Genomic DNA, 25849 nt, shown 5'->3' with positions numbered 1-25849 from the left:
CCCCACACCCAGCCCCCTGCGGGGTCGTCCCTCAAGGGGAGAGGGGCGAAGATCAAGACGCAAATATCTCTTGTTCCCCCTCGCCCCTTGAGGGAGAGGGGGCTAGGGGGTGAGGGGTTTCTTCCTCCGGCTGCCAGAACGCTGCCAGCACAATCCCACTCAACGCGATAATATTGTTCAACCCCCAGAATACATTGACCAGAATCCCGCCCAGTGAGTAGTCGTTGTTGCCAAGCACGAAATACTGCACCGTGGCATACACCAGCCCCAGCAACGTCAGCACAATCACCGCAAACTGTGGCAGTACCAGATGGAAAAAATTGCCTTCCTGCCGGTCTTTGGGTGTCACCGGGAATTTGATCTGCTCGCCCTTCAACACCGTCCAGATGGCACGCAAGTTGACCGGGAAGAATGACAGGTAACTGGCTTTGGAGCGGTAGCCTGCAATTCCCCACGTTCCCACCATGAATGCCAGCTCCATTGCAATCAGGAACGGTAAAATGTGCAGGAAAAAGTCGCCGGTATACGCACTCACCGGGGCAATGCCGCTAAACAGGTAAACCAGTGGCGCTGCCAAAAAGATCAGATTCCAGATGCCGCCGAGGTATGACCATGCTGTTGCCCCGTACATCAGGCGTTGCGCCAGGCTCATACCCTTGCGGGTCATGGGGCTGTCATTCGCCACTATATCGAGCGTGCCGCCTGCGTATTTGAAACGTTGCACAGTCCAGCTCAACAAGTCTTGCGGGGAAAGCATTTTGGATTCCACCGCCGGGTGTAGCACCGATTTCCAGTGACGGTCTTCATCCGAATGCAACACAATGGAGGTGTAAATGTCTTCGGAAACGTGGAAACGGTACGGGGTAAATTCCTCTTCCCCCGCCACCTGATGACGCATTTCCTGCACCAGACCGCTGTCGAGTGCTTGCCCGCCCATCAATTTCTGCAATTGCTGGGATTGTTTGCCAACCTGCTTTTCAATGGTGTCAGCGTAGCATTTGAGGGCGGCTTCCATCACGGCTTCACGGCGGTGGATTGAGCCTGCCCCGCAACAGAACGACGCATTCGCCCAGTTGCGGCGGCGCTGAATCACGTCATAGAACATTTTCGGCTCATTCACAAACGGGTCTTCGCCGACACGTATTTCGCCGAAGATTGCTTCTACACCTTTGCCGAGCCAACGACCGGGTGCTTTCAAATACTTGCCCCAAACGTCTGGCAGGCGTTTGCCTTCGGGTAAATCAAAGAACCATTGCGGGGTTTGTACCCACGCCACATCCGGGTCACGAAAATAGCCGAGCGTGTGTTCGAGAATAGTCGGAAATGGGCGGGTATCCGCGTCACAAATCACAATGAAATCACCGTGGGTTTGCTCCATCGCATTGCGCAGGTTGCCTGCCTTGAAACCGATATTGTTGGTGCGGGTGATGTAACCCACGCCTTCTTCATCAGCAACCTGTCGCATTGCAGGGCGTTTGCCGTCATCCAGCACGAAAATTTTCAGCTCAATTGGATACGGGTAGGTGACTTTTTTCGCGTCAATGATGCTCAGGCGTACCAGTTCCACTTCCTCGTTGTAGGTGGGGAAAAACACATCCACCTTGATTGGGCGGTCTTCGGCATGTTCCGGGCGCACCACCTCGTTGAATTTGGCAGGCGGCGGCAATTGTTCGTAGTCTTTGACCTTCCACAGGTTGAACACAAACAAACCCAGCCCGAAGTAAGAGGCGGTTTCTGCCACCAGCAGCGGAATGGCGTACCACAAGGCATCCGGGTTAAGCGATTCTGTCCAGCGCCACCACAGATACCACGCTCCCAAGGTCATGGCGATGACCGCGAGGAATTGCCAGATGCTTTCCGTCACTGCTGAATAGGGCAATGGTGGTTCCGGCTGACGGTCTTCAAACTTGTCGAAATAGAATCCCATAACAGTGCGTCTTATTGTTGTGATTGGATAGTAAAGCGGTATTCGTTACGGCTGATCAATTTGCCTTGTGCATCGGTGATCTCGGCTGTAAGGCGATACTTGCCCGGCTGTTGCACCGGCGCTGTGTAATCACGCAAATGCCGATGGCTATCGGGTGCAAGCGCAAATGACCAACTTTGGGTATCGCGCTGTTGCTTGCCTTGCCAAAGCGTGAGCCGATACTTGGCATTCCGCAGGTGCGCAAGGCTGTCATTCAACGCCCACACACCAACCGTGACGGGTTCGCCAGCCACGTAATCCACCTTGTTCCATGCAAGGCTGGGCAGAATCGGCTGGTAGGCACGTTGCATGGCGTAGTAGCCTGGTTTTGGCTTGCGCCAAAAATCGACTACTGCCCAGTTCATGGAAGGCCAGTTTTCCACCAGCATGAACTGAAATAACGAGCCGACGGGTTGATACGCCTGCCGTCGGTAGGATTCGGCTGCCAGTTGTGTCAGTTGCGCCTGATACTGTTGGGTATTGGTAATGAACTGTTCCAGTGTTTTGCCTTGCGGCACTTTGGCAATTTCCAGGGTCTCCTTGCGCTGGAAATTGTGGTATTCCCACTGTTTCCAATCGGCTTTGCTGGTGGGCAATTCCGGCTCTTCACCAAGGATTTTTGCCAGCGTGAAGCGATCCGGCAAGGCTTGTGCCCCGAATTCGGCAATGGTGTGTAGCTTGGTTGGCTTGGCGTAATCCAGCCAGTGATTGGAATACCAGCCTAACCACGGGTGTTCTTCGGTGGCGGAAATTGCGGTAATTGGGCGCGAGTTATCCAATGCCTTGGCTGTTTGGTAGAGCTTGTCATCCAACTGCTTGTTTTGCTGCGGGTCGTAATCCTTGTATTTCCACTTCATCCAGGCCGCATTCCATGGCGGTTCATTGTGCAATGTCCAGTGGATAATGGAAGGGTGATGCCCGAACTGGCGGATCATGTCACCGACTTGAGAAACGGCTTGCTGATGGAATTCGGCGGTATCCTGATAGCCCCATTGCAGCGGGAAATCCTGCCAAACCATCAAGCCGGTTTCATCGCACAGGCGGTAGAACTCCGGCGCGGTAATGTGGGCGTGGACGCGCACGGTGTTGATGTGGGCATCCTGCATCAACTGGATGTCGTGGCGGAAATCTTCCGTCTTCATCTCACTAAGCCACTGGTTAGCGATGTAATTCGTGCCTTTGAGCAGAATGCGCTGGTGATTGATCTTCCAGATACCTTGCGGGGAGCGCTCGACCTTGCGGAAGGCGATGCGTCGTTGGAAACTGTCCAGCACTTTACCATTGTGTACCGCGCTGACAGTGAGGGTGTAAAGGTTGGGGGCGCCATAACCGTTGGGATTCCAAAGGTTGGGGTTGGCGATGGGGATGATCAGTGCGGGACGAACTGGGCTTATGCCTTGCCATTCACCGACTGACCACTGCAACTGCGTACCTGCTGGCAACTTGCCCAGCACATCCACATCGACCTTAACCCGCCATTGCTCCAGACCCTTGACGGCTTGCACCTGCACTTGTTGTGGCTGCAATTGCACTTGCGCTGACTGCTGCAAACGCACCTCACCCCAAATGCCGCCGGTATTCTTTTCCTGCCCACGTGCCGACCATGCGCCACCGGGGCGGGTATCGTGATGCGCAAAAATGCCTTTGATCAGCCGTTTGCGCAGTGAAAAATCTTCGGGCTTTTCCAACGGACTGTTAACCCGCACCAGCAGGGTGTTTTGCCCTGCCTTGAGGTGCGGGGTCACGTCGAAGGAAAAGGTTTGGAAATAGCCTTCGTGTGCGCCAAGTTTTTGCCCGTTCAGCCATACATCGGCGAAGTAATCGACCCCACCGAAGTGCAGGCTGGAAACGGTTTCAGGCGCAACGTCAGCATTGAACTTGAGGCGATACCAAGCCATGCCGTGATGGTCGAAACCCTGCGCCGACCAGTTGCCAGGAACGCGGATACGCTGCCAGCGGGCGTTGTCCACCGGCATTTCTGCGCTACCAGAAGGCAGGAATTCCCACATGCCATTGAGTGAACCCGATACGTTTGCGGTATCCGGTTGTGTTGTTGGCAACACGCTGCATCCCTGCATCAACAGGAATACCGCCAGCAGCAAGGCACGGGATAGCCAGTTCATGTCACACCAACTGCTTGCTGACGTGCAAGTGGTTGCCCTTGGCATCACTACTGTAACGAATGGAATCTGCCAGCAAGTGAATCAGTCCCATACCCCAGCCACCTTCCGGCAAGCCTTCCGGGTCTGGCATATCACGGGTTGTGCTGTGCAATTCATCCGGCATGGTGTGACCACGGTCAGAAATCACCAAATGCACTTCCTGCGGACTGTATTCCACCCGCACATGTACATCATTGCCGCCCTGCATCTGGTAAGCATGTTCGATCACATTGTTGACGGCTTCCACCATCATCAGTTCAAGCTGCCCCAATTGTTCTGCGGACAGTGACAGTTCCTGACCGATGCCACGCAATGCGCCGGAAAGCACCCGCACTTGTTCCAAACGGCTGTCGATGGAAAGGCGGATGTTGTATTCCTGATATTGCATGTCCATCACGCTGCCTCCTTTTCCTGTGTCTGGACTTCCTGGAAAGTCAGCATGTTGCTGAACAGCAGCATGTCATGGATGTCGCCAGGATTCAGTACCCGGCGCATGTCATCGACCAGCCAGCGGATTTGGGTTTCGCCCAGATTCAGGACATTACCATCGGGTGAAATGCAGTCGCCGCCGAAAACCAGCTTATTGTCCAGCGATGCCAGCCCGCCAATACGGGTGTAATCGCTAATCAGGCATTCACTGATTTCTGCCCCGGATTCGATCACGCAGTTCGCACCAATCATGCAAGGCCCGGTAATTTCCGCACCCGCTTCGATTTTAGTGCTGCTGCCAATGTAAACCGGTGGTTTAATCTTGACCCGATCCCAGTTGACACTCACATTGATGCCAGTCCATATACCCGGTTTTACCTGTTTGCCGGGCATCTGAAAACCCTTGATCTTGCCTTGCAGTGCCATACGGGTTGCTGCCCACACATCAGGGACAGAGCCGATGTCGACCCACTGGAAATCCATTGGCAAACCGTAGAACGCCTCACCGGCTGCGACCAGCGCGGGGAACAGTTGACCGCCGATGTCGTATTCGATCTCGGCGGGGATGTACTGGAAAATATCCGGCTCAAAAATGTAAATACCGGTATTGATGGTGTTGGAAACCGCTTCTTCCGGCTTGGGTTTTTCCTGAAACTGCACAATGCGCTGCTGTTCGTCGAGTTTGACCACGCCGTACTTGTGGACTTCCTCGTGAGGTACTTCTTGCAGGATGATGGTGGCAATTCCGCCTTTTTCCTTGTGCCAGCGCAACGCAGCGCTGATGTCGAGGTCAATCCACGCATCGCCGCACAGTACGATGAAGGTTTCATCAAAGAAACCGGAAAACTCCTGAATGCGCTTCATGCCGCCTGCCGAGCCAAGGGCTTTGCCTTCCAACCCGTCTTCGGTCATGTAACCTTCATAGGAGTAGGCAATGTGCACACCCAACTGGTTGCCATCGCGGAAATAGTTTTCGATCACTGGCGCAAGGTGGCTGGTGTTAACCACAATCTCGCGTACATCATGAGTACGTAATAGTTCAACAATGGATTCCATCACTGGCTTGCGCAGGATCGGGATCATCGGTTTCGGCATTTCGTTAGTAATGGGGCGCACCCGCGTCCCTTTACCGGCGGCGAGAATCATCGCTTTCATCAGTTTTCTCCCCTAGTCAGCAGAGTGTGGGTGATTAGGCGGCAACCATGCCGAGGGCTGCATCCACGTCAGCCGCCATACGGAACACACGATCCATGCGGGTGAGTTTGAACAGATCAGCGACAATGCCTTTTGCCCCGGCGATAACCAGATCGCCCCGGTTGCCGACCATTTTCAGCAGGCTGACCAATGCTCCAAGGCTGCTACTGTCCATGAAGGTGACAGCGCTGATGTCGAGCACGATGCGGGTTTTGCCGTCTGTCAGCAGTTGGGCAATGTGATTTTTGAGTTCGGGGGCGACGGCGGCATCCATGCGGGCTTCTTCGATGGTTGCGATGGTAAATTCGCCTTCAGTGCGGATAGAGAGTTTCATTGTTGTTGTCCTCTTTGTTGATGAATTTATATTAATTATTTGAAGATAAATTATATCTATGACATAGATGTTTGGCTAGCCACAAAAGTCGATGGTCATCAAGGAAATATCATCGGGTTTGTCTTCTCCTCCCTTGTTCAGACCAAGACGTTTGGATAGATCAACCACCATATGCCGTGCAGGCAGGTGCATCAGCGCTTGCAGGTTTGCCTGCAAATCCTGTTCCGTGAGTGGTTCACCGCAAGGTTTCTGCAATTCCAGCACCCCGTCCGAATACAGGATGAAACGGCTACCGGGCGGGAAGGGCATACTGATGGTTTCGTACTCAATGTCTGGCAACAGGCCAATCGGAAAGCCGGTACAGCGCAGTTGTTCCAGTTGGCGGGTTTGCGGGTCATACAGAAACGGTTGCGGATGCCCCGCTTGCACGAAATACAGGCACTCCTCCCGTGTATCAACTACCCCCATGATCAAGGTCAGGTAATGGTCGCCGGTATCCAGGGCATGGTTGAGGTGTTCATTCAAGCGGGAAGCCAACCGGGATGGGAACTGCGGGGCATTGTCGCGATTCAGTTCGTCCAGACAGTATAACTCGCCACTCGAACTCAATAGTGTTTGCAGGCACATGGAAAGCAGTGCGGAAGAAATACCATGCCCGGAAACATCTATCGAGTAGAAAAACAGTAGATCGTCACTGATCTGAAAGTAGTTGAAGGTATCGCCGCCAATGAACTGGGCTGGCATGAAAAACCAGTCAACACACAGCCTGCCAAACATTTTCTGGGTGGGCAACACCCCAGTTTGCAGCACCGCAGCCCTTTGCAGGTCGTTGCGGATCAGGGTCTGAGCTTCTGAAAGCGAACGGTTGATGTTTTCCAGGCGGCGGTTTTTTTCTTCCAGCGTGTACTCCAGATTCAGTACCCGTTGGGCTGCCCGCAAGCGGACTTCCAGTTCTTCACGCACAATCGGTTTGGTGGCAAAGTCATCTGCACCTGCTTCCATGCCGTGAATCAGGTTTTGTTTGCCTGACATGCCAGTGAGCAAAATGATATAGACGTAATGGGGCAGCTCTGCTGTGCGGATGGTGCGGCAAAGGCTGGGGCCATCCATCACCGGCATCACCCAGTCACTGATGACAAGCTGAAAATGATGTTGCTGGATCAGCTCCCATGCGACTTGTCCATTGTCTGCCAATGTAACCTGATGACCCATCAAACCCAGGATACGGCGCAGGATCAGTTGCATGTCTCTGGCATCGTCAACCACTAGAATATTCATGCGCTGTTCGTCTTTTTTATGTTTGGGATAACACGCTTTATTGATGTATGCTAGCATCAATCAAATACCAAAATATACAAATATAAGATAAACGCAGGTAATGGATTATGAGCACAAATGCCTCTCAGGTTGTTGACGAAGAAACCTTCACCATGCTTCAGGAACTCATGGCAGATGAATTCGCTGAGTTACTTGATTTTTTCCATAAAGATGTTACTGCGGCACTGACTGAGTTACCTGTTTGTGTGCAGCAGGCTGATACTGCCCAGGTCGGGGCGATTTGCCACAAGCTCAAATCCAGCAGCAAACTGATTGGTGCTTTCAACATGGCTGAGTTTGCGCGTTTGCTAGAAGAGTTCAAGGATGATCACGACCAGCCGCGTGCCAGTGAACATTTGCGCCAACTGGCGGCGGAATATGCACAAGTGCTGGTCTGGCTGGAGAGCCGTCAGGTGTCGGCCTGAAAAACAAACAATAACGGTTTCCCAATCTTTACAGGGGGTATCATGAAAGGTCTGGTTTTTACCGAATTTCTGGAAATGGTCGAGAGTAAGTTCTCGCCTGCCATGGTTGATGACATCATTGATGATTCTGACCTACCTTCCGGTGGGGCATACACTGCCGTTGGCACTTACCCGCATTCTGAAATGCTGGCATTGGTGCAAAGTCTGTCCAAAGAAACCCGCCTGCCAGTTCCGGCCTTGGTGAAAATTTTTGGGCAACACCTGTTCGGGCGGTTTGTTGAGCTGTACCCCAGCTTTTTCCAAAATACCCGTAATGCCTTTGATTTTCTGGACTCCATTGAAAATTATGTGCATATCGAAGTACGCAAGCTGTATCCAGATGCCGAATTACCCACGTTTGACACCACTCGCAGTGCCGATGACCGCAAACTCGTGATGGTCTATCGTTCCAGGCATCCGTTTGCATCACTGGCGGAAGGCTTGATCGAAGGCTGCCTCAGCCATTTCAATGAAAAAGCCCAGGTGGAAATCATTGACCAGTCGGCAGGCCAGGGGACACAGGTCGCATTCCATATTACCCGCATGGCAGCCTGAACATGACTGCGGAAATGCTGGTTCGGCTGGAAAAGCGTCTGGATAGGGAGCGTCGCGCCCGTAAACAGGCTGAACAGTTGCTGGAACACAAAAGCCTAGCACTGTACCAGACCAATCAGGAATTACGCGCTCTGGCGGATTCACTCGAACAGCGCATGGAAGAACGCACCCGTGAATTAGTGGAAGCACGTGACCAAGCCTTGACCGCCAATCGTGCCAAAAGTGCTTTCCTTGCTGCCATGAGCCATGAAATCCGCACACCGATGAATGGCATCATTGGCATGACCACGCTGTTGCAGCACACGACCTTGCAGCCGGAACAGGCGCATCAGGTGGACACTATCCTGCAATCGGCACAGTCCTTACTCGTCATTATCAACGACATCCTCGATATTTCACGACTGGAAGCAGGCAAGCTGGAGCTACTGGATGAACCCTTCCGCTTGTGCGACATCCTGCCCAACGTGATTGCCACCATGCGTACCATTGCAGAGCAAAAGCAGTTGGCACTGGAAACGCACGTGGCAGAGGGTTTGCCGAAACAGTTACACGGTGATTCGCTGCGTTTGCGACAGGTGTTGCTCAACCTGATCGGCAATGCCATCAAGTTTACCCAACAGGGCAAAATCATTGTGCGGGTAAAACCGGTGGATGGGGATGTGCTGCGTTTTGAAGTGCAGGATACCGGTGCGGGTATTTCGCCAGAAAAGCAGGACAAACTATTCCATGCCTTCAGCCAGATCAGCCGTTATGACCAGCACAACCACGGCGGAACCGGGCTGGGATTGGCGATCAGCCGCAAACTGATCACGTTGATGGGCGGTGCGATCGGGGTGAACAGCACTCTTGGGGAAGGCAGCACCTTTTGGTTTGAAATTCCGGTAATCGACTTGCATTACCAGTCGCCTGTCGCCAGCGTGCCGTCATCTGATGCGCTGCGCGTGCCCAGAGCTACCAATGATGGTGATGAACCCGTGCGCATTCTGGTGGTGGAAGACCACAAGGTCAACCAGATGGTAGCGAGAGGAATGCTGGCAAAACTCGGCTACCACGTTACGTTGGCAGAAGACGGTTTTCAGGCACTTGACTGTCTGCGTCAGGCGACGTTTGCGCTGATTTTGATGGACATCCAGATGCCTGGCATAAGCGGGGTGGAAGCCACGCGCCGCATCCGTGCCGAGTTCCCGCATTTGGCAGCCACGCCGATCATCGCGCTGACCGCCAATGCCATGAAGGGCGACGAACAAGAATACTTGGCAGCGGGCATGAATGCCTGCCTGACCAAACCCATCCAGATGGACACATTGGCAAGTACCTTGCTGGACTGGTGTCCCGCCACGGTGTAAAGGGGAATACCGATGAATAGCTTGCAACACCTGTTACTCAGCACGCTGCTGGTTTTGGTGGTTTACCTGATCATCCAGAACCAGCAACTGCACGCCAGCTTGCAACACGGGCAGCAAGCCACAACAACAACATTGGCTACTACGCTCGAACCACTGGCAGAAAAGCTGGATGCCATCAACACTGTCACCACCAAACTCGGCAAGGAAGCCGATGATGCCGCTAACCAGAAACTCACCGCCCTGCAAAAACGCCTGAGCTTGTATAAAACCCTGTCAATAGTCAATCAGGCAGAACGCTTGCGGGCCGAGGGCAAAGGGACAGAAGCGGCAGAGAAACTCGTCAGCACTAAAAAAACCATTTGGGAGACAGGTGAAACTTTCACCGCTCACAAAGCCAGGTTGCAAGGGCTAATGGGGCCAATCGACAAGCTGACGGGCGCATGGAAAAGCGGTGATACCAGCACCAATGTGGATGCAGTACGCAAAGAACTCGATGCCGTTTTGGGGGAGTTAAATAATGACGCAGAAAAATAATCATGACCGCTGGTGGCAGCGGTATCCCTTGCAGATTGGTGGCGCATGGCTGGCTGGTTTGTTGCTGGCAATAGGCATCATTTTCGCCCTCAACGGTGGTACACCGCCAACACCCGCCAACAGCGCCGATAATCGCGGCAGTTTGCTGGATTTGGTGAGTCAGCGTGCTGGCAGTTCCCGTTCCGACACCTTTTGTGAACTGTCGAAAGGGCCGGATCAACGTTGTCTGGGCGAACCCCAAGCCTTGTGCAGCAAAGATCTGGAAATGGCAAAAATTGCTTGGAAATACTTTGAAAACAACTATAACCCGACTACAGGTTTGTATAACGCAGCGGATAAATACCCTTCCACCACCATGTGGGATACTGGCTCGGCACTCGCTGCAACTATTGCCGCGCACGATCTTGGCTTGATTGACGAGAAAACCTTTGATGAGCGCATCCAGGCCATGTTCAAGACTTTCACCAACATGGAACTGTTCAACAAGGAGGCTCCCAACAAGGTTTACCATGCCTCCACCGGGGCAATGGTCGACTACCGCAACCAGCCAGCCCCGGAAGGTATCGGTATTTCTGCCCTTGACCTTGCCCGTATCATTTCCTGGCTGAATACGCTGGGCTGTATGCACCCGAAATACGCTTATCCGGCGAAAAAGGTGATTGAGCGTTGGGACATGACCCGCCTGATCAAAGACGGGCAAATGTTTGGTTTGTACCGTGACCCGGCTTCCAAGGAAAAAGCCATTGTGTTGGCGCAGGAAGGGCGGTTGGGTTACGAACAGTACGCAGGCAAGATTTTCCGAGAACTGGGTTATGACCAGCAGATTTCGGCAACCTACAACAATAAATTCCGTGCTGTCACCAACATTTATGATGTACCGATTGCCTATGACAGCCGCGACCCGCGTGATTTGGGGGCGTACAATTACGTGGTGACAGAATCGTATGCGATGGATGCGGTGGAAAACGGTATTGATGCTGAAAACCAGCCACTGTTGGCAAACATCTATGAGGTGCAAAAACGGCGTTGGCAGGAAACCGGCATTGTCACTGCGGTGTCGGAAGACAACCTCGATCAAAAACCTTTCTTCCTCTACAACACTATTTTCACTGCCGGGTTGCCGTGGAACGCTACCACGGATAAGGGTGTACGTTACGACAATCTCAGAACCGTTTCGGTGAAAGCGGCATTGTCCCTAGCGATTTTGTTCCCGGAAGACCCTTACAGCAAGGAACTGGCATACACTGTCGGCACGGCGTATGACCCAGAACGGGGCTGGTATTCTGGCATTTATGAAAACGGTGGTGGTTACAACAAAGCGATTACCGCCAATACCAATGGCATCATCATGAGCTTGCTGCTGTACAAAAAGTATGGTGAGTTTTATCCGGTATGCAAACGTTGTAAGCGTGGCTTGACGCTGGACGTTGCCAAAGCCAACACCTGTGATACTTGCGAGATCAAATAAAAGCCTGTTGCTATTGGTAACAGGGGGCTGTTTATGGATGCCGGTCACGCTGGCACAGCCTCCCTTGCTGCAAACACTGGAAAAACTTGCTTGTGCGGCTGACAGTCAGGTGGCGGCGGGTCAGCTTGAGCGGCTCTTCAATATCGCAGCACCCGGTCAGCAGTGGCCGGATGAATGGCTGGGCAAACAGCCGGGGCAAGCCAGTCTGCACGCCGGGACACTCGACATTGCACTGCACACCCTGCAACAAACCGCGAGCCGCTTTCCTGATTTGCGTACCACCTCCGAACAGGTGGCGTTGCAATGGGATTATTGTGCGGTGCTGGAAGAGCAGAAGTTTTATGACCTGTGGTTGCAATCCTCCGGCTTGAACAAAACACCTGCGGGTGACGCACCTTTGAAATGGGCAGGTTTCCGGCAATGGGGCTTTTTTACCCCTGATCCACCTGAGCGTTTTGTGCCGTTGTTGCTGGATGAAATCCGCATCGCCCCCAGCGCGTATCACTTGTTCCTGCACCGGATTTACCGCAAACAGTGTTTTCCGCACCCTGAAACCGGCCTGCTGGCACGGGAAGAAGCTACCCCGGATGCCAACCAGCGCAGGGAGCAAGTTAGCTCTGTGCCAGCACCGGCAGAACCATCGACCCCGTACCCGTTTGCATGGCAACCGCTGTGTCCGGTTGAACAAAACAAAAGCGTTGCAGCAGTTCCGGCAAAACCGGCAACAAGCCCGCCTGTTGCCGCACAACAAGCAGCAGCACCAGCACAGGTCACACAAACCACGTCATCTCCTCCCGTCAGGCGGGTTGACACGTCACGTCCGCCTGCACGCCCCCGACATGCAGCACCACGTGCTACCGCTAGTGTACCTGCGGTAACAGCAGAACCTGTTGCGGCTGTGCCTGCTGGTGAACGTCCGGTTGTACCGATCGTGATTGTTTCCCCTTCAGAACCAGCCTTGCCCGCACAAGGTGAGCAAGGCGCAAGAGGCAATGTGGGGGATGTGCCGCGACAGCAAGCGGCAGCAGCTCCGAAAAAAGCGGTCAGGGCGCAAGCCGGTCTGCCGCCAACAGCAGCAGAGGAGTTGCCCGCTGTGGTTGCGGTTTCTGCGACAGGTGACATTCCTGTGTACGTGGAAGCGCCATTGGACGATGGTCTCCAGTCACACAGTACCACTGGCATGGTGGATAGTAGGCAGGGTAAGCCCAAACTGCGCTTGGCAGGCAGTTTTGCCGATAGTGTGTCACTCAAGGATGGTAGCAACACCGTTTCTGTTAGTGCTAGCTGGTCGCCCAAACCCGACTGGTTTATCAGCGGCAATGCCTCGTTCAAGGATGGTGAGCCAGGTTATGCCTGGAGTGCGGGGTATGCCGACCATAAGCCGGGTGGCTGGTCAGCCCAGATCAACAACTGGGGGCCGCTCAAACCTGGTGACGGCTTGGGGCTGGACAAGGCAGTGGTCAATATCGGGCACAAGGTCAAATCCACCGCACTGGAAAAGCGCAAGCTGGCAGCTTCCGCCAACCTGAGTGTGCCGGTCAAGGGCAAGCCCAGCCTGAGTGGGACACTGCAATGGAACCCGACCCCACACTGGTATGCCCGCACCACTGCCAGTGTGCCGCTGGAAGGCGGCAATCCCAACTGGAATTACGTAGTCGGCTACAGCAACCCCAAAAAGCTGGGTAAGTGGAAAGTCGAATACAGCAATTACGGCACGAATGCGTTCCCCGGCGACAATCTCAAGGATGGTTCGGTGACAGTCAGTCGGGGCTGGCAGTTTTAACCTGAATTTTCATGTAACAATTGACCCGCTTCATTAAAACTTCCCCGCCGCCAAACACTGCTTCTTATTCTGATTAAACGCCAGAAATTCCGGTGTCAGCGTCACCCCTTTGCCACACTGCTGACATTGCTGGTTCAGCGAACCGTACAGTTTATGCAGCAACACCGACAGGATAACCCCGTTGGTATTCGCCGTGGTTGCCTTGTTCACACCCAATGCGGAATCTTCGTAAATGCCTGAATACCAGCCACCTTTGGGGTTTTTGGCAGCTTGCACTGTTGCCAGCAACACTTTGCTGTATTCACGCTCTGGGAATAAATACGCCATCGAAACCGCTGCCTTCACCGAAACCGTGCGTAACGCCGACATGTCTGCGCCCTTGTCGGTAATCGCTGCCCAGGGAATGTCATCGCTGAAAATAGTGTTGTAAACAAAGTAGGGTTTGCGGTCGATATTGTCTTCGGAAACTGCCGTGACAGTGCCTGTTTGTTCCCAACGGCGTTGTTGTACCTGATAAATGGTTTCCAGCAGCGGCTTGTTTTCGCTATCTAGGCCGTGTTCCAGTGCATCCATCGCGTAAGACTCGGATACCACGTAATTATGTGCCCCCAATGTCGAGGCATCGCGTGAATCCACCAGTAATTTCACCCCGGAAACGGTGGCATCAGTGGCATACTGATTGTGGTAACGCGCCGACAAACTCAGGTCGAAACCCAACTGGCGAAAGGCTTTGGCGGCGTATTGCTCGTAACCGAGACGGCCTTCCTGCTGGACTTCCACCGTGCCATCTGCGTCCTGGTAGGCTAAGCCGTACATTTGCCCGTGTTCCAGCAAGCGGCAAAAATTCCAGCTTTCCAGCACTTTGCGAGCTTTGTCAGCGTGTTGCGGGTGCAGGCAGGCAAGGATATTCAGCCAAGACACCAGCCGCCCCAAATCCAAGGTGGAAACACCGATACCGGTCTGTGATGGCTTGTTGCGGTAATCCACTTTTTGCGCGGTTTTGGTGTTGTATACCTTGTTGGGGGCTTCGCCATTGAACAGATCGAGGTTGCGCAGGGTGTAAAGCATCTGCCCGATGTCTTTATCGAAACGCTCGCGCTCAATCAGCCCCAGTTTTTCAGCGGTGATAAAGGCTGCCAGCGTTGAGCCAACATCCCACAGCGTGGTGGAAGGATAATTATCCGCTGCATTCACCAGCCCGGTTTCCGGTTGCCGGTTGTTCTCGAAATACTGCCATGCCAGTTTTGCCATTGCCCGGTCGCGTTCATCCAGTTGCCCAATGCGGGCAGGGCAATGTTGGGGTGCGGCTTTGGCTGATTCGGTAGCATGGGCGACATTTAGCCATATACTGCAACACAGGATCACGGGCAAGGTCGGGGTAAAACGCTGCATGATTATTGTTATTCCGGCTCTTGGGGAAGTGCTGATTCTTACCCCCACAATCGTCGGGTGTCAATTGCAGGCGGACAAACGCACCTGTACCATCAAGGCATCATAACAATAATGGGGTGACACGCCATGTTCCCGAAATATTCACTGGCTGTGCTGTTTGCCATGCTATCCATCAGCAGCGTCTGTGCTAATGAAGCCAAACCTGAACGTTACCCTGCTTGCCCTGATACACCAGTGCAGGTGGGCAAGGAGGATTACCAGCCCAGCAACCTGTCATTGCAGGGTTTGACCGGTATTTACATCAATCTCGATGATGTAATCAGCAGTGCCAAACCCAAAAATCTCAAGTTGCAAGCCGACCTGAAAGACGCGGTAGTCAAACGGCTGGAAAAAGCCGGGATGCGCCTGCTTAGCAAGGAAGAGCTGGAGAAAACCCCTGGTCAGCCGGAAATGAGCATGTTCCCCAGTTACCCCAAACATTTGGGGCCGTTCAAACCGGGCGAACCACGCATTGAATACAACGCCCAATGCTGCACCGCTGGTATCTGGACATCCTTCACCCAGGGCGCAAGCACCTTGCGCAATCCCTTACTCAACCACAAGCTGGGCACATGGGGTGAAGGGCATAACACCACCGATTGCAGCGACGTCGGCAAATGGCTGAATGAGGTGGTGCTGAAAACGGTGGACAATTTCATTGCTGCCAAGCAAAAAGCCGATCAGGATTACAAGGCATGGCAAGCCAAACAGGGCAAGTCTGCCGCCAATGCCGCAGCATCCGCCCCGGAAAAAATGGCTGACAAGTTGCCGGATCAGCCTGTTGCAGCACCCGTTGCCGCCAAACCTGTGGAAATTCGTAGCACCAGCGATACGGCAGCCCTTGCCTGTGACACGGCAGTATTGCTGTATGCCGAGTTGTTCCCCGGTGGATCAGCAACCCTCAGCCGTGGCAAAATGGGTATCCTCAGCAAAGTGGCTGACAACATGAAAGCCTGTCCGCAATACCGTTACCGGATCGAAACCCATTCCGACCAACGCGCTGACGACGAATACAACGAAGTGCTGTCGGCTCGTCGGGCGGTTGCTATCCGCAATTATTTGGTGGATCACGGGGTGGATGAAGAACAGTTCGAGCTGCGTTTTTACGGTGAGCGCAAACCGCTGGTGGAGGGCAATGATGCAGCGGCATGGGCGGCGAACCGGCGGGTGATGGTGACGCCAGTGAAGGGCAAGGCTGCCGCGTACTGACCCATGCCGCCATTGGCTGTGGTTGATAGGCAGTTATTATTTGAATTCACGAGCGGTGGGTTATGCACGAACAACACAGTGACCTGATCACGGCAGTGCAGCGCAACTGCCACATTGTCGACGCCCGCCACGCGGGAGATTACACCTTATGCGTGTACCTGCTGAAAATGCGCGAATTTTACCGTTGGGAAAAAGGCATCCTTCTCAGCGAAGTTGTAACCAGCGATGACGTAGGCGAATGGCTCACCCAACGTGAAGCGGTGTGGGATGCGCTGGACGAGCAAGATTACGCCCCGTTACCCATCAATGGCTGCGGTGAATACGAGCCGTTTGCCAATGAAGCTATCAACGCTGCGTTGAATGGCGCAGGTTTGGTCTACAGCGCGGGCTATGGTCGTCGTTGCCGCCCGCTGTTTTTTCTGGCGGAACTGGAACAAGTGATCGAGCAGGACGGCTATACCATTCTGGTTGCCGGGCGCGAACTAGCGCGGGATGTGGAAGCCCCACCCGCCATGAATCAGGGCAAACAGGTTTTTATTCGCCGCGAATCTTTGCGCCGCATGGTGTGGGAAAAGGTTGACGAATGGCGCTGGAGTGGGCTGGATAATCCAATGGGGCGGGCGCTGGCTTGTTACGACTTCGATACTGATATGGAAGCGGCGCTGGATGAACTGGCAGCGGCTGAAACCCAAACGGTCGTGGCGCACGAAATTGGCGAAGTGAAAGCCGGGCAGGTGCTGGATGATGTGCAATGGCAGTCCATGCTGTTTGCCTTGCCACCTTCCCATGCTGACATTATGTTGCGTGCAGTGCGTGACCTGCTGGCGGATTGTCTGCATACCCTGCCGGAACTGCTGGCACGGGGTAATGTCGCTTCTATCCATTTCTATTTCGGCAATTTGTCCGCGATGCGCAAAAAGCTGGTTCCACAATTGCTGGAAGCCTACCGGCACTGGCATGAAAGCGGCGATACCGGGCAGATTGCCGCTTACGCAGCATGGGGGCGGGAACACTGGGCACACGTCGGCAAGACAGCAGTGGCACTGTTTGCGGCACAAGGTGTTGCTGCCATCAAGGATATTGAAGCCCTGATCCTGCCCACGGATGTATCCTGATAGATTGCAATAAAGGTTTAAACACAGCCCATGTCCAAACTGCAACTGATTGCCTTTGACCTGTTCGGTGTCGTCATTACTGACGGGCATCTTGTCACCCACGGTCTGTTGCCGCTGTTGCCAGCCGGAACAACCAAGGCTGAAGTCAAACCCTTCTACGATGCCTATACTGGCGGGCAGATTTCCGAAGCGGCTTTCTGGCTGGGGATCAACCTGACAGTCGATTCCGCCATCCGCAACCGCTTCCTTGATGTATTCGAGTTGGATGATGAACTGCCGCAAGTCATACAGGCTTTGCGGGGGCACTACCGTCTTGGCATCCTCTCCAATCTGGGGGCGGAATGGGGCGATATGCTAGAAAGCCGTTTCCGTTTCAGCGAGACGTTTGAGCCGCGCATCATCAGTGGGGCAGTGCAATGCCAGAAGCCGGAACCCGCCATTTTCGAGGTGCTGATCAATGCCAGTGGGGTGGAGGGTTTTGCTATCGCTTTCATTGATGACCGGCGTGAAAATCTGGCGGTTGCCAAACAGTTCGGCATGACTACCATCCATTATGCCCGCGAGCCGGATGTACACCGGTATACACCTGACTACACCATCCATTCCTTGGCTGAAATATTGCATTTTCTCTGATAGTGCTATGCGGATGGCACGGTATTTGCTCTAATAGAGATTGTGAATTAAAGTGACAACCAAGTATCCATTCCCATGCCACCAGTGGAAAGTTTGACAGGCCAGTTACATGTAGCGCTGCATTATCGCAGTGAGGGCGGTTTGTGCCACGTGCATACGGTTGACATTCATTCCAGCCGCCTGCGTCTTGCTGCGCCCTTTTTTGCCGACAAGCCGGTCACTGGCGTGCCCAAGCTGGTTGGCATGTTGTTTAGTTTATGTGGTACGGCACAAACGGTTGCGTCTACCCGCGCTTGTGTACAGGCTTTGGGGCAAGTACCTGATGCTGCCGCCGAGCAACAGTATGACCGGCAGGTCAGGATTGAGACCTTGTTTGAGCATCTGCTGGGGCTGTCACGGGAATGGCATGGTACGCTGGCTTGCGAACCACCGGCTGCCAGTGAACTGCAAACCCTGTTCAAATTCAGGCGGGAACTGTTGCAAAGCCCCAATCAGGCAGTGATGGATGACATCCAGCACTGGTTTGAAACCCGTCTGCTGGGTTTGCCGACCCAGCGATGGCTGGATTACTGCATCCGTCATGATGTCAAGAAACTTTCCATTCGCGGCAAGATTGGCAACCTGATGACCAGAATCTGTGCCAATGGCTGGCAGGATCTGGGCAATACCGAATTACATCCCTTGCCCGATTTGGACACCGGCTGGTGGCTGGCAACACTGGCATCTCCCGACGCTGCCCATTTCTGTGCCGAGCCGGAGGTAAACGGACAAGCCTGCGAAACTTCCGCTCTTACCCGGCAGTGGGACAACCCGGCCTTGCAGATCTGGCGCGAGTATTACGGCAGCGGTTTGCTGACACGCCTGATGGCGCGGGTGCTGGATATGTTGGAATGCTGGTGGGAACTGGGGAAAGAAACCCCTCCCAACCTCCCCTTATCAGGGGAGGGGAAGAGTGGACTTCCCGAAGGGATTTCTCTCATCCAGACCGCACGAGGTCTTCTCGTCCACCGTGCCACCCAGCAATCTGGCCTGATCCAGCAATACCAGATCGTTGCTCCTACTGAATGGAATTTCCACCCACAAGGTTCGCTGTACCACATGTTGCACGGCCTGACTGCTGGCAACGAAACCGAGTTACGCGCCAAGGCTCAAGCCCTGATCACCGCCCTCGACCCGTGCGTGGCTTACCAACTGGAGATGACCCGTGCATGAAATGTCCCTGTGTGAAGGCGTGTTGCAAGTGCTGGAAGACGAAGCCAAACGCCAGCATTTCAGCAAGGTAAAAACGGTCTGGCTGGAAATCGGCGCCATGTCTGGGGTGGAGGTGGAAGCCATGCGCTTTTGCTTTGATGTGGTGATTCGCCACACGCTGGCGGATGGTGCTAAGCTGGAAATTATCGAAGTCCCCGCCGAAGCGTGGTGTCTGAATTGCACGCAAACCGTCACGGTAAAACAGCGCTACGATGCTTGCCCCCACTGCGGCAGCTATCAGTTACAGGTCACGCGCGGTGAAGAAATGCGTATTAAGGAACTGGAGGTAGAGTGATGTGTACAGTATGCGGCTGCGCTGAAGGCGAACTCAAAATCGAAGGTCAGGTAAAACCCCACACCCATGCAGCGATTCGGGGGAAACACCACCACTCTCATGATCACGACCACCCGCATGACCATGCTCATGCGCATGATCACCATCACCACCACGACGGGCATACCCACGATTACGGGCAAGGTGCTGCCCGCGCCCACGCCCCCGGCATGAGCCAGTCACGCATGGTGCAAATCGAGCAGGACATCCTCGGCAAAAACAACCAGTACGCCGACCGCAACCGCCAGCATTTCGCCCAGCACGCCATCCTTGCGCTCAACCTCGTTTCCAGCCCCGGCTCTGGCAAAACCACCCTGCTGACCGAAACCTTGGCTCGCCTCAAAGGCAAACTGCCCCTAGCAGTGGTGGAAGGTGACCAGCAAACCAGCAACGACGCCGACCGCATCCGTGCAACCGGTGTTCCTGCGCTGCAAATCAACACCGGCAAGGGCTGCCATCTGGATGCGCACATGGTCGGGCACGCGCTTGAATCCCTGCCTGTTGATGACGGCGGTATCCTGTTCATCGAAAACGTCGGCAATCTGGTCTGCCCTGCCGCCTTCGATCTGGGTGAAGCGCACAAGGTCGCCATCCTTTCCGTCACCGAGGGTGAAGACAAGCCGATCAAATACCCCGACATGTTCCACGCTGCTGACGTGATGATCCTCAACAAGATCGACCTGTTACCGTATCTCAAGTTCGATGTGGCGAAATGCGAGGAATACGCCCGTCGGGTCAACCCCAACATTCAAATTCTGCACGTTTCCGCCACCAGTGGTGAAGGTATGGATGGCTGGCTCGACTGGCTGCAACAGCAGCGCACAGGCATCGTCGAGCAACAGATGCAGGCGTTGATAGCCAAAATGCAAGCCCTGCGCAACACCCTTTCCGGCTAGCCGATGGAAACCCCGCGCCCTGCCGTGTTGCTGCTGGACGACGAAATCCGTTCCGTCGAAAGCATGGCGCGGATTTTGGGCGAAGAATTCGAGGTACACACCGCTTTCCGCGCCCAGCAGGCACTGGAATTGCTGGAAGAGCAACATATTCAGGTGATCCTCGCCGACCAGCGGATGCCGGAAATGACTGGGGTGGAATTCCTCACCCGTGTGCGGGCGCAATACCCCGACATCGTGCGCATGATCATTTCCGGCTATACCGACCCGGAAGACATTATCGAAGGGGTGAACGCAGCGGGCATTTACCAGTACATTTCCAAACCCTGGCATCCCGACAACCTGCTGTTGACGGTGCGTAATGCCGCCCGCCTCTACCAGTTACAGCGCGAAAATGCCGCCCTGTCGCTGGAACTCAAACTCAGCGAACAGCACCTGCTGGAACGTACCCAGCAACACCGTCGCCGCTTGCAACACAGTTTCCACCTCGACAATATCGTCCGCGCTGCCGACAGCGGCTTGAACAGCGCCCTGCAACTGGTGGAAAAAGTCGCCCCCTATGACGTATCGGTGCTGATCAGCGGCGAATCAGGAACCGGCAAGGAACTGTTTGCCCGCGCCCTGCATTACAATAGCCAGCGGGCTGACAAGCCGTTCGTGGTGGAAAACTGCGGCGCATTGCCGGATGCCTTGTTGGAAAGCGAGTTGTTCGGTCACAAGCGCGGCGCATTTACTGGCGCGGTGGCTGACCATATCGGCCTGTTCGAGCAGGCACATCTGGGCACGATTTTTCTGGATGAAATTGGTGAAACCAGCCCGGCTTTCCAGATCAAGCTGTTGCGGGTATTGCAGGACGGCAGTTTCCGCCCGGTCGGCAGCAGCCAGCGGCGTTACGCCAATGTGCGGGTAATTGCTGCCACCAACCGCGATTTGCTGGAAGAAGTACGGATGGGGCGGTTCCGTGAAGATTTGTATTACCGGCTGGCAGGCGTGACCATCCACCTGCCACCGCTGCGGGAACGGCGCATGGATATTGCCCCGCTCGCCAACTTTCTGTTGCAGCGTAGCAGCCAGCAGATGGGCAAACCGGCACGCGGCTTCACCCCGCAAGCCCTGCACGCACTGCAAGGTTACGGCTGGCCCGGCAATGTGCGCGAATTACACAACGAAGTGCAGCGGATGCTGGTGATGGCTACGGATACGACGCTGGATATGGCAGCCCTCAGCCCGCATATCCAGTTCGGCAACACGACGGCACTGACAGAAACCAGCAGCAGTGTGCACCCGCTATTCAACATCCCCGGCACGCTCAAAGAACGGGTGGAGGCACTGGAAATCCACATCGTCCGCGCAGCCCTCGACCGGCATCACGGCAACAAAAGCCGTGCAGCGGAGGAACTGGGGCTGTCGCGGGTAGGCTTGCGCAACAAACTGGAGCGGTATGGGATCGCAGGAACCGACGACTGATTTCAGCTTGACTGCCACGCAGGAGCAGGCATGGATCGAAGTCATCCACAAAATGGACGAGACTTACGCCGACCTGTTGCATTATCAGGTGGAACTGGAGAGCAAGAACGCCGCCCTCGAAGAAGCCCAGCAATTCATCACCAGCATCGAAGCCGCCATGACCGACGTGCTGATCGTGTGCGATTTTCAGGGGCGTATCCAGCGGGTGAATACCGCACTGGAACGCATTGTCGGCAAGACTTCCGCCGAACTGCTCAACCAGCCGTTCCAGTCCCTGTTTACCCAGGAATGCCTGCCGCTGGTGAACAGTTTCCAGCAAAAAATCCGCGCTACTGCCATCCACGACTGCGAAATCACCCTGCAAGGCGTACACGAACCCGTGCCACTGGCGATGAACTGCACTTCACGCACCGATGCCCGTGGGCGCATCGAAGGCATGGTGCTGATCGGTCGCCCGGTGGGGGAATTGCGCAAGGCGTTCGGTGCATTGCATCAGGCACACGAAGAATTGCAGCACGCCCAGCAGCAACTGGTCAGCTCGGAAAAAATGGCGGCACTAGGGCGGCTGGTGGCGGGCGTTGCGCACGAACTCAACAACCCGATCAGTTTCGTCTACGCCAACATGCACGCGATGCAGCGTTACGCCAGCCGCATCCGTGAGTATCTGGACAACCTGCACAGCGGCAAACCTGCCGCCGAACTGCATGCCCTGCGCCAGCAATTACGCATCGACCACATCCTCAAGGACATGGATTCGCTGGTCAGCGGCACGGTGGAAGGCGCGGAACGGGTCAGCGACATTGTGCGCGATTTGCGCAGCTTTTCCTCCAGCCAAACTGACAAGACGGTGCGTTTCGACCTGTTGCACGTACTGGAAACCTCGGTGCGCTGGGTGGTGAAAGGCAGCCGCATGGAAGTCATCATTGTCTACGACCTGCCGGATGAATTGTGGCTGGAAGGCATTCCGGGGCAAATCCAGCAAGTCATCATTAATCTGGTACAAAATGCGCTGGATGCGATGCGGGCGTGCGCCAAGCCACGGCTTTACATTATCGGCAGGCTGGAAGGCAACGAGGCGGTGCTGAGTATCCACGATGAAGGCACGGGGATTGCGTCAGAAAATCTGGTGCGGGTATTCGACCCGTTTTTCACCACCAAACCGATTGGGCAAGGCACGGGGCTGGGCTTGTCGATCAGCTACGGGATTATTGCCGAGCATGGTGGCAAGTTGCTGGTGCGGAATCATCCGAATGGCGGAGCGGAGTTTACGGTCAGGTTGCCGCTGAACCCCTCACCCCCAGCCCCGCACCCAGCCGCCTCTGGCGTCGTCCCTCAAGGGGCGAGGGGAGCAAGAGAGGATCACCGATGAAGGTATTGTGGCTGCAATCCGGCGGTTGTGGTGGTTGCACCATGTCCTTGCTGTGCGCGGAAAATCCCGGCTTGCTGGATACGCTCAGCAATGCCGGGATTGAACTGCTGTGGCATCCCTCACTGAGCGAAGCCAGTGGTGCAGCAGTGATTACCCTGCTGGAACAGCTTGCGGCTGGCTCGCAGCCGCTGGATGTGCTGTGTGTGGAAGGCTCCATCCTGCGCGGCCCCAACGGTACGGGTGCATTCCACCAACTGGCAGGCACCAATACTGCCATGCTGCACTGGGTACAACGGCTGGCGGAAAAGGCGCAATACACGCTGGCGATTGGTTCCTGTGCGGCGTTTGGCGGCATCACGGCGGGTGGCTGCAACCCCACCGATGCTTGCGGCTTGCAATACGACGGGCATTTGCCGGGTGGCGCACTGGGCAAGGATTACCGCGCCCGTTCCGGTTTGCCAGTGATCAATGTCGCCGGTTGCCCCACCCATCCGGGCTGGATTACCGAAACCTTGCTGCTGCTGGCGTTGCAGGGAATGCAGCCTGACGAACTCGACAGCTTCGCCCGCCCACGCTTTTACAGCGACCATCTGGCACATCACGGCTGTTCGCGCAACGAGTATTACGAATACAAGGCCAGCGCGGAAAAGCCTTCCGACCTCGGCTGCATGATGGAACACATGGGCTGCCTTGGCACGCAGGCACACGCCGATTGCAATCTGCGGCTGTGGAACGGGCAAGGCTCCTGCACCCGCGCTGGTTACGCCTGCATCAATTGCACCGCGCCGGAATTTGAGGAGCCGGGGCATCCGTTCCTGCATACGCCGAATATTGCCGGAATCCCGATTGGCTTGCCGACCGACATGCCGAAAGCGTGGTTTGTGGCGCTGGCATCCTTGTCGAAAGCAGCAACACCGAAACGGGTGCGGGAGAATGCGCAGGCGGATCATATTGTGGTGCAGCCGGGGAAAAAGAAATAGGCTTATTTGTAAGCAACGGCACGTTAGCGCATAATCTTTGCGCGGAAATAGGTGTGCAATCACCTTGTTCGCTTACTAAACTCAATGAAATTAAAGGAAAAAAGGAGAAGAGAACATGGCAGAATGGCGTAAAGTGGCTAAAGGCTTCGTACTCGGCGACGGTCACATCAGCATCAAGGAAGTCGACCTGCTGCGTGAACTGGTGCTGAAAGATGGCGATGTCAGCAAAAGCGAGCTGGATTTCCTGAAAGAAATCAAGGCCGAAGCCAAGACAGCAGTCAAGGTGCTGGACGAGCTGATCGCTGAATGCGAAGCGATGGTCAACAAGTAAGCCATCCGCGCATAACGGATTGAACTGGACGGTGGTGCAAGTGATTGTGCCACCGTTTTGCAGCACGATATAGACGAGTCACTATGAACGATTGCGCTATTGATTTTCCGAGGCATATCCCGCTGTCTGCCGATAGCCGTGACATTCTTGAGTATATAAATAAACCTCTGTCTGCCCGTCGACCAGTTGGTTATCAACGTGATTTTCTGGAAAGTTACGTCCCTAACCAATCGGCTTATTTATCGGAAACGCTTCGCAGACAACTGCATAAAATGGGCAATACTGGGCAAGGTATGCGTCCTGCTGGCACTTATGGTCGTGCGATTCTTAATCGTTTGTTAATTGATTTGTCATGGGCATCCAGTCAGTTAGAAGGTAATACTTATTCACGTCTTGATACTCGTGCTCTGATCGAAAATGGCACGATTGCAAGCGGTAAAGCCTTGATAGAAACCCAAATGATTCTGAATCATAAGGCCGCCATTGAATTACTAATGGATAATATTGATTCCGCAGGATTCAATCGCTATACCCTGATGAATCTACATAGTGCTTTATCAGAAAATCTGCTTTCTAACCGTACTGATGAAGGGCGGTTGCGCCAACACATTGTTGAGATTAGCCATGGCGTTTACAGACCCTTGGATGTTCCGCAGCAAATCAGTACCCTATTCGACGAAATATTAGAAAAGACAAATAAAATAAAAGATCCTTTTGAGCAATCATTTTTTATCATGGTGCATTTGCCCTATTTGCAGCCATTTGCAGATGTAAATAAACGCACTTCCCGCATGGCGGCAAATATTCCGCTACTCTTAAATAACTTATGCCCACTGACTTTTTTAGGTGTCCCTGAAACGGCTTATAGTCAAGCAATTCTCGGTGTTTATGAATTAACTCGCATTGAATTATTGCGCGATATTTTCATGCAGGCATATGAGCGTTCCACACAAGAATACATCGCATTAAAGAGTAACCTGACTGAGCCTGATCCGTTACGATTACGCTATAGAGATGAGATTAAAAAAGTCGTGCGTGACATCGTGTTAAATCCTGAGCAGCACCCTCTGGATATGATCCATACTTTTATTGCGAATTTGCCAGACGATCATGAACGTATAGAATTGCAATCTCTATTAATCGAAGAATTGCGTCAAATACACGAAGGCGTGCTTGCCCGCTACGGATTGCGCCCGTCGCAATGGGAAAAATGGAAACATTGGGCAGAAGTCTATTAATGCAAAATCAGCAGCAATCATGACGGCTCTTTGGGATTTCCCGTGG

24 protein-coding genes are annotated in these 25849 nt (G+C 54.2%); 17 read left to right on the top strand and 7 right to left on the bottom strand.

Annotated elements, in window-relative coordinates:
• Positions 1-52 precede the first annotated feature (52 nt).
• The 6 genes from B2U47_RS16290 to B2U47_RS16265 all read right to left on the bottom strand — a co-directional run bounded on the left by B2U47_RS16290 (position 53) and on the right by B2U47_RS16265 (position 7363).
• On the bottom strand, positions 53-1927 hold the full coding sequence (locus tag B2U47_RS16290) for a glycosyltransferase family 2 protein (RefSeq protein ID WP_296680871.1): 1875 nt from the start codon (positions 1925-1927) through the stop codon (positions 53-55).
• An 11-nt stretch (positions 1928-1938) separates the two neighbouring features.
• Complete coding sequence (locus tag B2U47_RS16285) at positions 1939-4089, bottom strand: glycoside hydrolase family 2 protein (protein ID WP_296680872.1); 2151 nt, start codon at positions 4087-4089, stop codon at positions 1939-1941.
• A gap of 1 nt (position 4090) precedes the next feature.
• The gene (locus B2U47_RS16280; RefSeq protein ID WP_296680875.1) at positions 4091-4522 is read right to left on the bottom strand and encodes an ATP-binding protein; all 432 of its coding nucleotides are present in this window, start codon (positions 4520-4522) and stop codon (positions 4091-4093) included.
• A complete protein-coding gene (locus B2U47_RS16275) occupies positions 4522-5712 on the bottom strand; it encodes an NDP-sugar synthase (protein ID WP_296680877.1) in 1191 nt (396 codons plus the stop codon). The genes B2U47_RS16280 and B2U47_RS16275 overlap by 1 nt, the downstream gene beginning before the upstream one ends.
• Positions 5713-5746: 34 nt before the next feature.
• The gene (locus tag B2U47_RS16270; protein WP_296680880.1) at positions 5747-6085 is read right to left on the bottom strand and encodes an STAS domain-containing protein; all 339 of its coding nucleotides are present in this window, start codon (positions 6083-6085) and stop codon (positions 5747-5749) included.
• Between the two features lie 75 nt (positions 6086-6160).
• Positions 6161-7363, bottom strand: a complete 1203-nt coding sequence (locus B2U47_RS16265) for a PP2C family protein-serine/threonine phosphatase (protein ID WP_296680883.1) — start codon at positions 7361-7363, stop codon at positions 6161-6163.
• 107 nt (positions 7364-7470) lie between these two features.
• Here B2U47_RS16265 and B2U47_RS16260 point away from each other — a divergent pair, with 107 nt between their 5' ends.
• Genes B2U47_RS16260 through B2U47_RS16235 form a run of 6 tightly spaced genes read left to right on the top strand, consistent with a single transcriptional unit; the run spans position 7471 to position 13552 of the window.
• Positions 7471-7827: an Hpt domain-containing protein gene (locus tag B2U47_RS16260; RefSeq protein WP_296680885.1), complete on the top strand. Its 357-nt coding sequence runs from the start codon at positions 7471-7473 to the stop codon at positions 7825-7827.
• Positions 7828-7869: 42 nt separating this feature from the next.
• The gene (locus B2U47_RS16255) at positions 7870-8421 is read left to right on the top strand and encodes a heme NO-binding domain-containing protein (RefSeq protein WP_296680888.1); all 552 of its coding nucleotides are present in this window, start codon (positions 7870-7872) and stop codon (positions 8419-8421) included.
• 2 nt (positions 8422-8423) lie between these two features.
• Positions 8424-9767 carry an ATP-binding protein gene (locus B2U47_RS16250; protein WP_296680893.1) on the top strand — a complete coding sequence of 448 codons (1344 nt, stop codon included), beginning with the start codon at positions 8424-8426 and terminating at the stop codon, positions 9765-9767.
• Between the two features lie 12 nt (positions 9768-9779).
• Positions 9780-10301: a hypothetical protein gene (locus B2U47_RS16245; protein WP_296680896.1), complete on the top strand. Its 522-nt coding sequence runs from the start codon at positions 9780-9782 to the stop codon at positions 10299-10301.
• On the top strand, positions 10285-11769 hold the full coding sequence (locus tag B2U47_RS16240) for a DUF3131 domain-containing protein (RefSeq protein ID WP_296680899.1): 1485 nt from the start codon (positions 10285-10287) through the stop codon (positions 11767-11769). Before B2U47_RS16245 ends, B2U47_RS16240 begins: the two co-directional genes overlap by 17 nt.
• Before the next feature lie 37 nt (positions 11770-11806).
• On the top strand, positions 11807-13552 hold the full coding sequence (locus B2U47_RS16235) for a hypothetical protein (RefSeq protein WP_296680901.1): 1746 nt from the start codon (positions 11807-11809) through the stop codon (positions 13550-13552).
• Between the two features lie 33 nt (positions 13553-13585).
• On the opposite strand, the gene B2U47_RS16230 is transcribed toward B2U47_RS16235, so the two are convergent.
• Positions 13586-14944, bottom strand: a complete 1359-nt coding sequence (locus B2U47_RS16230) for a DUF3131 domain-containing protein (RefSeq protein WP_296680905.1) — start codon at positions 14942-14944, stop codon at positions 13586-13588.
• 126 nt (positions 14945-15070) lie between these two features.
• On the opposite strand from B2U47_RS16230, the gene B2U47_RS16225 reads away from it, so the two are divergent.
• From B2U47_RS16225 to B2U47_RS16175, 11 genes are all read left to right on the top strand, one after another.
• A complete protein-coding gene (locus B2U47_RS16225; protein WP_296680909.1) occupies positions 15071-16192 on the top strand; it encodes an OmpA family protein in 1122 nt (373 codons plus the stop codon).
• 62 nt (positions 16193-16254) lie between these two features.
• On the top strand, positions 16255-17307 hold the full coding sequence (locus B2U47_RS16220) for an Sfum_1244 family protein (RefSeq protein ID WP_296680913.1): 1053 nt from the start codon (positions 16255-16257) through the stop codon (positions 17305-17307).
• Between the two features lie 30 nt (positions 17308-17337).
• On the top strand, positions 17338-17940 hold the full coding sequence (locus B2U47_RS16215; protein WP_296680916.1) for an HAD family hydrolase: 603 nt from the start codon (positions 17338-17340) through the stop codon (positions 17938-17940).
• 75 nt (positions 17941-18015) lie between these two features.
• On the top strand, positions 18016-19152 hold the full coding sequence (locus B2U47_RS16210) for a nickel-dependent hydrogenase large subunit (protein ID WP_296680919.1): 1137 nt from the start codon (positions 18016-18018) through the stop codon (positions 19150-19152).
• A 1-nt stretch (position 19153) separates the two neighbouring features.
• Positions 19154-19486 (top strand): hydrogenase maturation nickel metallochaperone HypA, encoded by a 333-nt coding sequence (gene hypA / locus B2U47_RS16205; protein WP_296680949.1) that lies wholly within the window; start codon positions 19154-19156, stop codon positions 19484-19486.
• Positions 19486-20421: a hydrogenase nickel incorporation protein HypB gene (hypB, locus tag B2U47_RS16200; RefSeq protein ID WP_296680921.1), complete on the top strand. Its 936-nt coding sequence runs from the start codon at positions 19486-19488 to the stop codon at positions 20419-20421. The genes hypA and hypB overlap by 1 nt, the downstream gene beginning before the upstream one ends.
• Before the next feature lie 3 nt (positions 20422-20424).
• The gene (locus B2U47_RS16195) at positions 20425-21885 is read left to right on the top strand and encodes a sigma-54-dependent transcriptional regulator (RefSeq protein ID WP_296680925.1); all 1461 of its coding nucleotides are present in this window, start codon (positions 20425-20427) and stop codon (positions 21883-21885) included.
• Positions 21860-23254: a PAS domain-containing sensor histidine kinase gene (locus B2U47_RS16190; RefSeq protein ID WP_296680928.1), complete on the top strand. Its 1395-nt coding sequence runs from the start codon at positions 21860-21862 to the stop codon at positions 23252-23254. The genes B2U47_RS16195 and B2U47_RS16190 overlap by 26 nt, the downstream gene beginning before the upstream one ends.
• Complete coding sequence (locus tag B2U47_RS16185; RefSeq protein ID WP_296680931.1) at positions 23251-24234, top strand: HupU protein; 984 nt, start codon at positions 23251-23253, stop codon at positions 24232-24234. Before B2U47_RS16190 ends, B2U47_RS16185 begins: the two co-directional genes overlap by 4 nt.
• 115 nt (positions 24235-24349) lie before the next feature.
• On the top strand, positions 24350-24565 hold the full coding sequence (locus B2U47_RS16180; protein WP_296680934.1) for a hypothetical protein: 216 nt from the start codon (positions 24350-24352) through the stop codon (positions 24563-24565).
• 83 nt (positions 24566-24648) lie between these two features.
• Positions 24649-25803, top strand: coding sequence for a Fic family protein (locus B2U47_RS16175; RefSeq protein WP_296680937.1), 1155 nt, complete (start codon positions 24649-24651; stop codon positions 25801-25803).
• Positions 25804-25849 lie beyond the last annotated feature (46 nt).

The organism is Thiothrix sp. UBA5583, assembly GCA_002425225.1.
GTDB classification, from domain to species: domain Bacteria; phylum Pseudomonadota; class Gammaproteobacteria; order Thiotrichales; family Thiotrichaceae; genus Thiothrix; species Thiothrix moscowensis.
This window is presented reverse-complemented; position numbering and strand designations above follow the sequence as displayed.